Here is a 10,025-nt window from a genome sequence, read left to right as displayed (position 1 = left end):
GCGCCGATCGCGAGCACCACGCCGAGGGGAGCGAGGAACCGGTGGGAGTCGCGCAGCAGCGCCAGGCCCGGCAGGCGGCCGGCCAGCTCCTCCAGCGCCTCGGCGCCGCCGGGCAGCGCCGGTGCGGCCGCGACGACCAGCGCGCCGAGTCCGAGCGCGGCCAGCCTGGGCCACTCCCCCGGATGCTCGCGCGCGGCGCGGCGCAGACCGGCGACCGCAGCGACCGTGAGCAGGCACGAGAGCGCGACCAGGACCGCGCTGGTGCGGGCCTCGGGCAGGATCGAGGTCTTCCAGATGCCTCCGAGCGACGCCAGGCTCGCCACCAGGCCGGCGCCGGACTCCGCCCGCGCTGCGAAGCCGGCGAAGACACCGTCCGCCGACACCCGGACCGTGTCGGCGGTGACCGCCGGGACCACCCAGGTCAGATTGGCGACCACGCCGACGAGGGCGGTGACCACCCAGGTGCGCCGGTCCCGGGTGATCCCCAGGACGGCGAGCACCGCGACCGCCATCACTCCGCTCGAGGGGCTGCAGATCGCCGCGGTCGTCACCGCGACGGCGGGCTCGGCCCAGCCGCGGCGCGGATCGGCGCGCAGCCGCCGCGCTGCCAGCACGACCCACGGGAGGGCGAGGTAGCCGAGCAGGATGGCCCACTGTCCGATGAGCAGCCGCTCGTAGACCCAGGGGTTCCACAGCAGCAGGGTGATCGCCGCTGCCCGGGCGTACCACGCGTGGTCGCGGAGGGCCTTGCCGATGCCGAGGCCCCCGAGCAGGAAGCCCCCGACCAGCAGCCCGCGCTGGACCCAGCTGCCCGGCACGACCTGGGTCACCACCGAGAGGAGGGCATCCATCGGCACCGCCCGCGGCAACGAGCCGTCGAGGCCGAGCCAGGCCGACTTCCACGGCTGCTCGGGCACGAACACCATGTCGCCGAACAGCCAGTACCCCGGCCCGACCAGCAGCGGCCCGAAGACCGCGAGACCGAGCCCCGCGCTCCAGACCAGGTCGACGACGGTCCCGCGGCTCGGCCGGCTCACGGCAGCTCCGGGAGACCGGCCGCGACGTCGGTGACGCAGACGGTGGCGCGCCCGTCGCTGGTCATCTCCAGCTCGGCGACCTCGCCCGGGAGGTCGGGCAGCACCAGCCACACCTCGTTGGGTCCGCGTCGGGCAAGGAAGTAGTCCTCCCAGTCCCCGGCGCCCACCCGGACCGTCGCCTCCTGCCCGGAGTAGTACCGCACCCGGACCACCAGCCGTCCGTCGACCGGCGCGGCCAGCTCGACGTCGATCCCCGAGCTCGCGACCGGATAGCCGCACTCGTCGTCGGGGCCGTCGAGGCTCGAGATCCCTCCGGCGAGCTCCACCGGTCGCAGGTCACCGTCGGGCGCCACGACCCGGAGCCGGGGGGACGGCTCGTCGAAGACCGGGAGCTCCGGCAGCGGCCCGAAGATCACCGAGTAGCGGTTGTCGCTGCCGACCAGGGGCAGCACCAGCTCCTCGGGGGCGGTGCCGTCGAAGATCACCTGGGTGGGGTCGGCGTCCAGGTCGTCGCGGAGGGTGGTGACGAAGTCGCGGTCCTCCCTGTTCTGGAAGTGCGGCACGAGCAGCGCCGTACCGAACGCCGAGGCGACGCCGTACGCCGCCAGCAGGCCTGCGACGACGAGGCGGCGCACCCGTCGAGTGGCCGGCCTGGGCCACGCGGGTGCGCCACGCAGGCAGAGCGCGATGCACACGACTGCGGCGTGGAGGGTGTCGGAGGAGTAGCGCGGGTCGAGCCCGATGATCTGACCGAAGCCGGACCGCCCGGCGAGCAGCAGCCCGAGGTCCGCGGCGACGTACCCGGCCAGGACGGCGAGGCTCCAGCGGCGCGCCGGCCCGCCGCGCCACAGCAGCAGTGCTCCGACCGCGACCACGAGCACCACGCTCACCACGGTCACCCAGGTGGCCGGCACCACCGCGCCGCCCAACGTCTTGCCGGACCACGGTCCACCGACCAGGCCGGGCACCACGCTCCTCCCGACGAACGACCACGACACCTCGAGCTGCTGGCGGGCGGTGCCACCGCCACCCTCGACGTCGGTGAGCATGCCGTGACCGACGAGGAACCCGACCACCGCGGCGACGATCCCCACCCACAGCCACCGGAACCGGCTCAGCGCTGCCGTCAGCCGTCGCCAGCCGCTGGCCTCGTCGGCGAGCGCGACCGCGACCCCGAACAGCAGGGGTGCGATCAGCACCGCCCGCTCGTGCCACAGCAGGGCGACCGCGCTCACGAGCACGATGCCGACGCCGTTGACCCAGCCCCGACCGTCGCCCTGCCGCCAGCGCACCAGCAACCAGATCGCGGCGAGCGAGCAGAGCACGTGCGGCCAGAGGAACATCGCCGCGCTCCACCACAGCGTCGGCACCAACGTGATCGGCGCCCACGCGAAGACCGCGAGCAGCACCAGCCGGGACCAGGAGTCGCCCAGCAGCCGGGACAGGATCAGCCAGGCCAGGACGGTGGCTGCGAGGTTGACGACCAGGATCGCGGCGGCGATCACCGGCCAGTCGTAGGGCGCGTGGTGGGCCACGATCCACAGCGTCAGCTGCTGGAACGGGTTGACGTGCCCTGCGAAGTCGGAGAACAGGTAGTCCCAGGTCAGGTCGGACCGGTACGCCCGCCCGGTCATGTAGAAGTCGTCCTGGTTGAAGTAGGACCCGGCCAGCAGCCGGCCGCGAACGGCCAGCATCACCGCGATCACGCCGACGGCAGCCGCCCCCTGGGCGCCGCGCCAGCTCGCCATCGCCCTGCTCATGCCGTCGCCCTGCTCATGCCGTCGCCCTGCTCATGCCGTCGCCCGTCTCCGGCCGGGAGCCTGCCGTCCCAAGCGCGGCAGCCCGAGCACCAGGCCCGCCAGCAGGCCGACGCCCAGCGCCGCTGCCAGGTCGGCGGGCCCCTCGAGCGCCTCGGGACGCCCCAGGGAGTCGAGCACACCGGACAGCGCGATCAGCACGCCGCCGCCGACGGCGATCCGCGGTCGGGACGACCGCCCCGAACCGAACGCCCCGGCGACGAGCCCGACCGTCGCGGCCGGCCCGAGCAGCAGCAGGCCGACCCCCGCGGCGACGGCGCACAGGATCGTCCCCGGCGGATCCGCAGCGGGCCACGGGACCGGTTCCGGCGGCGCGGACGACCGGCCGCGGACCCGGCGGAGGAGGCCGACGAGGGCGAACCCGAGCGCGACGAGCAGGAGCGAACCGCTCACGGCCAGGCCGACGGGGAGGATCACGCCGTAGGTCGTCTGCGGTCGGTAGCGCAGCTCGACCGTGACCTCCTCGCCGGCCGGCAACAGCCAGCCCTGCTGCCAGCCGTCGACCCGCACCGGGGTGAGCTCCTCGCCGTCGACCTCGGCGATCCAGCCGTCGTTGAAGTTCTCCGGCACCGAGAGCAGGGACTCCTCGCCGGCGTCGACGACGGCGGTCCGGCGGGTGCTGCCCCACGTCTCGATCGACACCTCCCGCTGGTCGGGCGACGACGCCGCCGACCCCACGGTGGCCAGCAGGTCGATGACCTCGAAGTCGGCGGTGGGCTCGGCTCGGAGCCGGTGCTCCCCCTCCCCGAGGTCGACCTCGACCGGGTCGCCGGTCTCCTCGTCGCAAGCCTCCAGCGCGAGCGGACTGCCGTTGATGACGTCCGCCATCGTCCCGGTCACCCGGGTCGAGATCTCCCGGCCGTCCAGGAACAGCCGCGGGCCGAGCCCGCAGATCGCGCCCGTCCGGACCTCCGGGTCCAGGGACCGGGTGACGCCCCACCCGGTCAGCCGGATCTCGGGCACCACGACGTGCGGCGTGCCCGGCGCCTTCAGGAAACGGACCGCCAGCCTGCGGGTCTGCACCGGTTCGATCGCGACCGCGGTGTCGCCACCCAGGGCGACGGTCTGGGTCTCGCCCTGCGCGGTCACCACGGCGCCGACGGGGCCCTGCGCGCCCGAAGCGACCGTGATCCCGGTGATCGTCCGCGGCCGTTTCCAGCGGAAGGTGAGCGTCGGGTAGATGTCCCCGTTGTCGGAGACCCACGCCGTCGTCGGCTGGCCGTCGTAGGCGAACCGCGGCGCGACCCGCGGGTCGAGTCCGTAGATGGACGACGCCGTGACCGGGGGCCGCCGCTCGACCCGGTCGAGCAGCCGCGCGGACTCCCGGGTGCTGCGCGCGACGACGTGGCCGGTCAGCGTCACCTCCTGGGCACCGTCGAGGGTGAAGGTGCGGTCGAGGCCGGCCTTCTCCTCCGACACCCGGATCCGGGAGACGTCGCAGTCGGGGGCGCCGAGCACGATGAAGCAGGCGCGGCGTCCGGGTGTGGTGCTGAAGGCCCAGGACGACGAGGCCGGGATCTCACCGGGGAGCACGAGGGTCCGGTCCGGTGTCAGCCCGTCGACGGCCACCTCACGCAACCCCACCCGGGCGCCGCGGTCGGCGGTGGCGGCGGCGACGACCCGGACCTCCACGAAGCCGACCTCACTGCCGTCGAGGTCGACGATCGCCGGAGCACCGGACGCGTTGACCTCGACCCGCACCCGCTGCGCCCCCGCGACGACCTCCAACGTCCGGATCGGCACGACGGCCGGGTCGTCGGCCACCGGGGTGATCGTGACCTGGTCCACCGGCCGCGGCGCGTCGAAGTCCAGGCGGAGCCACTGCTCGTCGGGCTCACCGGCCAGCGAGCTGACCCACTGGGTGTCGATGTCGCCGTCGATCGCCGCGGCCGGGCCCGCCTGGACGAGGACCGGCCCGTAGTTGTCGGCGTAGCCCTGCGAGGAGGACGCCGTGACCGAGGTCAGTCCGTCGTACCTCGCGACCGTCTGGTCGCCCGGGCCGCCGGGGAAGTCGTGCGCCGCGCGGTCGACCCGCCACGGCTCGTCGGCGGTCAGCACCGCCGACAGCGACTCGTCGTTGTTGCCGAACGCGCGCTCGCGGCGCTGGTCGCTGTCGGTGACGACCGTCGCCGGCCGGTCCCACCCGGGCTCCCCCTCGAGAACGGTCGGGACGTCCGGTCCGACCAGGCCGCCGCTCTCGACCGCGAGCACGCTCTCGGACGCACCGCGCACGGTGACGACGTCGTCCACCGGCGTCGCGCGCAGGGTCGGGAGCCGCTCGGTGACCTCGAACACCTCGACCTGCGCTGCGCCGTCGATCGCGCGCCCGAACCCGGCGACCCGCTCGAGCCCGGCGCGTGCGAGCGAGACCGCGGTCGCTCCGGGGTGCGGAGAGCCCGTCAAGGCGCGCAGCAGGTCGCGCCGGAGCACGACGTGCGTGATGCCGGCGCGTGCCAGCTGGCCGGCCAGTGCCTCGGTGGCGCGACCGGTCGCGATCAGCTGGTCGAGCGCCGAGAGGTAGCGGATCGACTCCCCCGGGATCAGCGGCACCTGGCTGCGGCTCACCATGGGCGCCCCACCCAGGATCGCGACCGGTCGCGATCAGCTGGTCGAGCGCCGAGAGGTAGCGGATCGACTCCCCCGGGATCAGCGGCACCTGGCTGCGGCTCACCATGGGCGCCCCACCCAGGATCGCGAGCGGCTCGTCCAGCGTCCACCCCCACCCGTGCTGGGCGAAGCGCGAGCCGGGGACGACCAGCGTCCGGCCGCCGTCCACGCCGCCGGGGGCGTGCTCGGCCAGGTAGGCCTGCGCCTCCTGCCAGTGCGGCGGGATGTCGTCCCATCCCGGCGTCCGGGCGTCGCCCTGGAGGTAGGGGCGCCCGAGCACGAGGACGAGGAGCAACGGGGCGAGCAGGATCAGCCGCTCGGCGTCGTGAACGCGCGGGGCCTTCTCGACCAGGAGCCGGGCACCGTAGGCGACCGCGCAGCCGAACCCGATCGCGAGCGGGAGCCGCACGATCGGGTCGATCTTGTGCACGTTGCGGAAGATCTGCAGCGCGCCGTCGAGCAGGCTTCGCACGGCGTCGGCCGCCGGCGCTCCCCCGACGCCGCCGTGCGCCACCGTGAGGCACCCGAGGCCGACCACCACCGCGAGCATCAGCGGGCGCTTGAGCGCGTTGTCGAGCAGCGCGAGACCGGCCAGCCCGACTCCGGCCACGACGGCTGCGACCGCCACCAGCACCGGGTCGGTCGCGAGGTGGAACGCCGCGGGCCACCAGGGCTGGTCGGACGAGACCAGGTAGGCGATCCAGGACGAGTCCCCGCGCGCGGCCTCGGACCACCCGATGAGCGCGGTCGTGTCCCGTGCGCTCTCGACGTACTCGTAGAACGGGGGCGCGTACCGGGCCAGCACGAGCAGCGGCAGCGCCCACCACAGGCAGCCGGCGAACACCGCCGCGAACCAGCCCGCCGCGGCGCGCGCCGTCGTCAGCCTCCGCCGGACGCCCCAGACCACGAGGATCATCGCCAGCGGCAGGCTGCCCGCGGTCTCGACCGCGTTGACCCCGCCCATGCAGACCACCGCGACACCGCTGAGCACCGCCGTCCGCACCGCCGACAGCTGACCGCGCAGGTGCAGTACCACCGCCAGCACCAGCCACGGCATCACCGCGCCCGGGAGCGACTCCCCCGTCTGGACGGCGAGGGTGCCGAGCAGTCGCGGCGAGAACGCGAACACCACGGCCGCGAGCAGCGCCGGGATGTCGTCGAGCCCGACGGCTCGCGCGACCCTGCGGGCGCCCTCGCACGCGACGATGAGCAGCAGCGCGGACCACAGCCGCTGGCTGACCCACGCCGGTGAGCCGAGGGCGTCGGCGAGGACGAACCAGGTGCCCTGCGGGAACAGGTAGCCGTAGGCCTGGTTCTGGAACTCACCGAAGTTCGCCTCCGGGTGCCACAGCGTGAAGGCGCCCGAGAGGAAGCTGCCGGGACGCTCGGTGAGCTCGGCCCGGGTGTCGTACGTCGTCGCCCCGGGTTGCTGGATGAGCATGACGACCGTGACGACGGCGTACAGGCTCGAAGCGATGGCCGCCCCGGTGGCCGACGCCGCCCTCGTCTCCCGCATCGTCCCCTCCTCAGTGGCGGAGGTCACTGTATTCGGGGACAGGTTGCCGGCGACTCACCCGGGGCCACGGCGGGTTGGTCCGGCCCACCTTCGGACGTCTACGCTCGTCACGTGACGAGCACCGTCGACCGCGCAGGCCCCGGGGGCGCTTCCCCGCCGTCGGCCGGCGGTCCGCGTCTGCTCCGGCTGCTCCGCAGCAGCGCCGGGATCGCGATCGCGATGGCGGCCATGAACGTCGGCACCTACGCGTTCCAGCTGGTTGCTGCCCGGCTGCTCGGGCCGAGCCAGTACGGCGCCGTCGCGGGCATGATGGCGCTGCTGATGGTGCTGTCGGTCGTGCAGCTCGGTCTCCAGGCCACCGCCGCCCGGCGGATCGCCGCCGCCCCCGAGGACGTCGCGGCCATCGAGCAGACCGTGCTCACCGCCACGTGGCGGGCCGCCCTCGTGCTCGGCGCGCTGGCCGTCGCCGCATCGCCGGCCGTGTGGTGGTTGCTCCGCCTCGACGGGCTCCTGCCCGCGGTCCTGCTCGGCCTCTGCGTGGTGCCGGTGACGGTGATGGGCGGGCAGGCCGGGGTGCTGCAGGGCGAGCGGCGCTGGCTGCCGCTGAGCATGATGTACCTCTCGGTCGGTCTGCCCCGCGTGCTGCTGGGCGGCGGCTGCCTGCTGGTCTCGGCCACCGAGGCGAGCGCGATGGTCGGCGTACTGGCCGCGTCCTGGCTGCCGGTCCTGATCGGTACGTGGGTGCTGCGCGGCCGCCGGGCCGACGCGATCGTCACCGCGCACGACCGCGCCGTCCGTCGCGACGTGCGCCGCGAGACTGCCGGCAGCTCCTTGGCCCTGCTCGCCTTCGTGGCCCTCTCCAGCCTCGACGTCGTCGTCGCCCGCAACGTGCTCGACGACCACCAGGCCGGCCTTTACGCGGGCGGCCTGATCGTCACCAAGGCGGTCCTCTTCCTGCCGCAGTTCGCCGTGGTGATCCTGTTCCCGTCGATGTCCACCGCCGGCGAGAGCCGGGCCGCCGTCCTGCGCGGCCTGGCGTTCCTGACCGGGCTCGGCGCCGCCTGCGTCGCGGGCGCCTACCTGCTCAGCGACCTGGCGCTGGTCTTCGTCGGCGGCGACGAGTACGCCGACGTGCAGAGCAAGCTGTGGCTCTTCGCCTGCCTCGGCGGCCTGCTCTCGGTGCTGCAGCTGCTCGTCTACGCGGGCCTGGCCAAGCGCGGCCGCTGGACGAAGTACCTCGTCACCCTCGGCGTGGTCGCCATGCTCGCCGCCGGCGCCCTGGCCACCTCGGTGACCGGGCTCGCCGTCACGGTCGCGATCGTCGACGTGGTCGTGGTCGTGCTCCTGGTCGCGCTCCAGGTCTTCCGCGGCAAGAGGGGCACGGAGACGCTGCAGACGGCCGCGTAGGCCGCGGGCGCGGGCTCCCGCTAGTGCGCGGCCTCGTGCCAGCTGGCGCCCGTGCCGACGGACACGTCGAGCGGAACGGCGAGATCGGCGGCCCCGCCCATCCGCTCGCGGACGACGGACTCGAGGGCGTCGCGCTCTCCCGGCGCCACCTCGAACACGAGCTCGTCGTGGACCTGCAGCAGCATCCGGGACTGCAGGCCCTGCTCGTCGATGGCTCGCTGGGTCTGCAGCATCGCGACCTTGATCAGGTCGGCAGCCGAGCCCTGGATCGGCGCGTTGAGCGCCATCCGCTCAGCCATCTCGCGACGCATCCGGTTGTCGCTCGTCAGGTCGGGGAGGTAGCGGCGGCGGCCCATGATGGTCTCCGTGAACCCGGTGCGCCGGGCCTCCTCGACGACGCCGGCGAGGTAGTCGCGGATGCCGCCGAAGGTCTCGAAGTACTCGTCCATCAGGCCGCGGGCCTCCCCCGGCTCGATGCCGAGCTGCTGGGAGAGGCCGAACGCGGACAGGCCGTAGGCCAGCCCGTAGTTCATCGCCTTGATCTTCGCGCGCATCTCGCTCGTGACGTCGTCGGCCGGCACGTCGAAGACCCGGGCGGCGGTGATCGAGTGGAAGTCGCTGCCCGACTTGAACGCCTCGATCAGCAGCTTGTCCTCGGACAGGTGAGCCATGATCCGCATCTCGATCTGGCTGTAGTCGGCCGTCATCAACGACTCGTAGCCCTGGCCGACCACGAAGCCCTCGCGGATCCGGCGCCCCTCCTCGGTGCGGACCGGGATGTTCTGGAGGTTGGGGTCGGTGCTCGAGAGCCGGCCGGTGGCGGCGATCATCTGGTTGAACGTGGTGTGGATCCGGCCGTCGGGCTGGACCGTCTTGAGGAGTCCCTCGATGGTCTGGCGAAGGCGGCTCACGTCGCGGTGGCGCAGCAGGTGCAGGAGGAACGGGTGCTCGGTCTTGGCGTAGAGGCCCTGGAGCGCGTCGGCGTCGGTGGTGTAGCCGGTCTTGGTGCGTTTGGTCTTCGGCATGCCGAGCTCGTCGAAGAGCACGACCTGCAGCTGCTTGGGCGAGCCGAGGTTGATCTCCTTGCCGATCACGGCGAACGCCTCGTCGGCCGCGTTGCGCACCTCGTCGCCGAAGTGCTGCTCCAGCGCGGTGAGCTGGTCGAGGTCGACCGCGATGCCGGTCTGCTCCATCCGTGCCAGGAGGTGGACGAGCGGCAGCTCGACCTCGGTGAGCAGGCGTGATCCGCCGGCCCGCTCCAGCTCACCCTCGAGGGCGGAGGACAGGTCGATCACCGCGCGGGCGTAGAGCATCGCGGTGGATGCCGCGTCCGCAGCGCCGTCGTCGAAGAGCGCTCCCTGGTCGCTGTCGCCCTCGCCCTTGAGCTCGCGGCGGAGGTAGCGCAGGGTCAGGTCGGCGAGGTCGTAGGAGCGCTGGTCGGGGCGGGCGAGGTAGGCCGTCAGCGCGGTGTCGCTGACCACGCCGGCCAGCTCCCAGCCGTGGGCGGCGAGGGCGAGCTCGGGGCCCTTCGCGTCGTGGAGGACCTTCGGCCGGGTCGGGTCGGCCAGCCAGCCGGCCAGCGCCGCCTCGTCGCCGGGGCCGAGGCCGGCCACGTCGACGTACGCCGCCTGCCCGTCGGCG

5 protein-coding genes and 1 pseudogene are annotated in these 10,025 nt (G+C 73.8%); 1 reads left to right on the top strand and 5 read right to left on the bottom strand.

The features are described from left to right. The 4 genes and pseudogenes from H0488_RS18825 to H0488_RS24320 all read right to left on the bottom strand — a co-directional run. Nucleotides 1-1,037: MmpA family trehalose lipid delivery protein (locus tag H0488_RS18825; RefSeq protein WP_512698542.1), on the bottom strand; the 1,037-nt coding region annotated here is incomplete at its 3' end. Further along, nucleotides 1,034-2,797, bottom strand: coding sequence for a hypothetical protein (locus H0488_RS24775; RefSeq protein ID WP_183100773.1), 1,764 nt, complete (start codon nt 2,795-2,797; stop codon nt 1,034-1,036). The genes H0488_RS18825 and H0488_RS24775, both read right to left, overlap by 4 nt. A 30-nt stretch (nt 2,798-2,827) precedes the next feature. After that, complete coding sequence (locus H0488_RS18815) at nt 2,828-5,422, bottom strand: alpha-(1->3)-arabinofuranosyltransferase domain-containing protein (protein WP_183100772.1); 2,595 nt, start codon at nt 5,420-5,422, stop codon at nt 2,828-2,830. Between the two features lie 145 nt (nt 5,423-5,567). Then, nucleotides 5,568-6,977, bottom strand: a pseudogene (locus H0488_RS24320) (alpha-(1->3)-arabinofuranosyltransferase domain-containing protein); the annotation flags it as partial. Nucleotides 6,978-7,088: 111 nt separating this feature from the next. Here H0488_RS24320 and H0488_RS18810 point away from each other — a divergent pair. Beyond that, complete coding sequence (locus H0488_RS18810) at nt 7,089-8,384, top strand: lipopolysaccharide biosynthesis protein (protein WP_183100771.1); 1,296 nt, start codon at nt 7,089-7,091, stop codon at nt 8,382-8,384. A gap of 20 nt (nt 8,385-8,404) precedes the next feature. Here the strand turns inward: H0488_RS18810 and polA are convergent. Next, the coding region (polA, locus tag H0488_RS18805) for a DNA polymerase I (protein ID WP_183100770.1) at nt 8,405-10,025 on the bottom strand (1,621 nt) is incomplete at its 5' end.

It is taken from the genome of Nocardioides pelophilus (genome assembly GCF_014180685.1).
GTDB lineage: Bacteria > Actinomycetota > Actinomycetes > Propionibacteriales > Nocardioidaceae > Nocardioides > Nocardioides pelophilus.
Note: the sequence above shows the minus strand (reverse complement) of the source record. Positions and strands in the feature narration are given on the sequence as shown.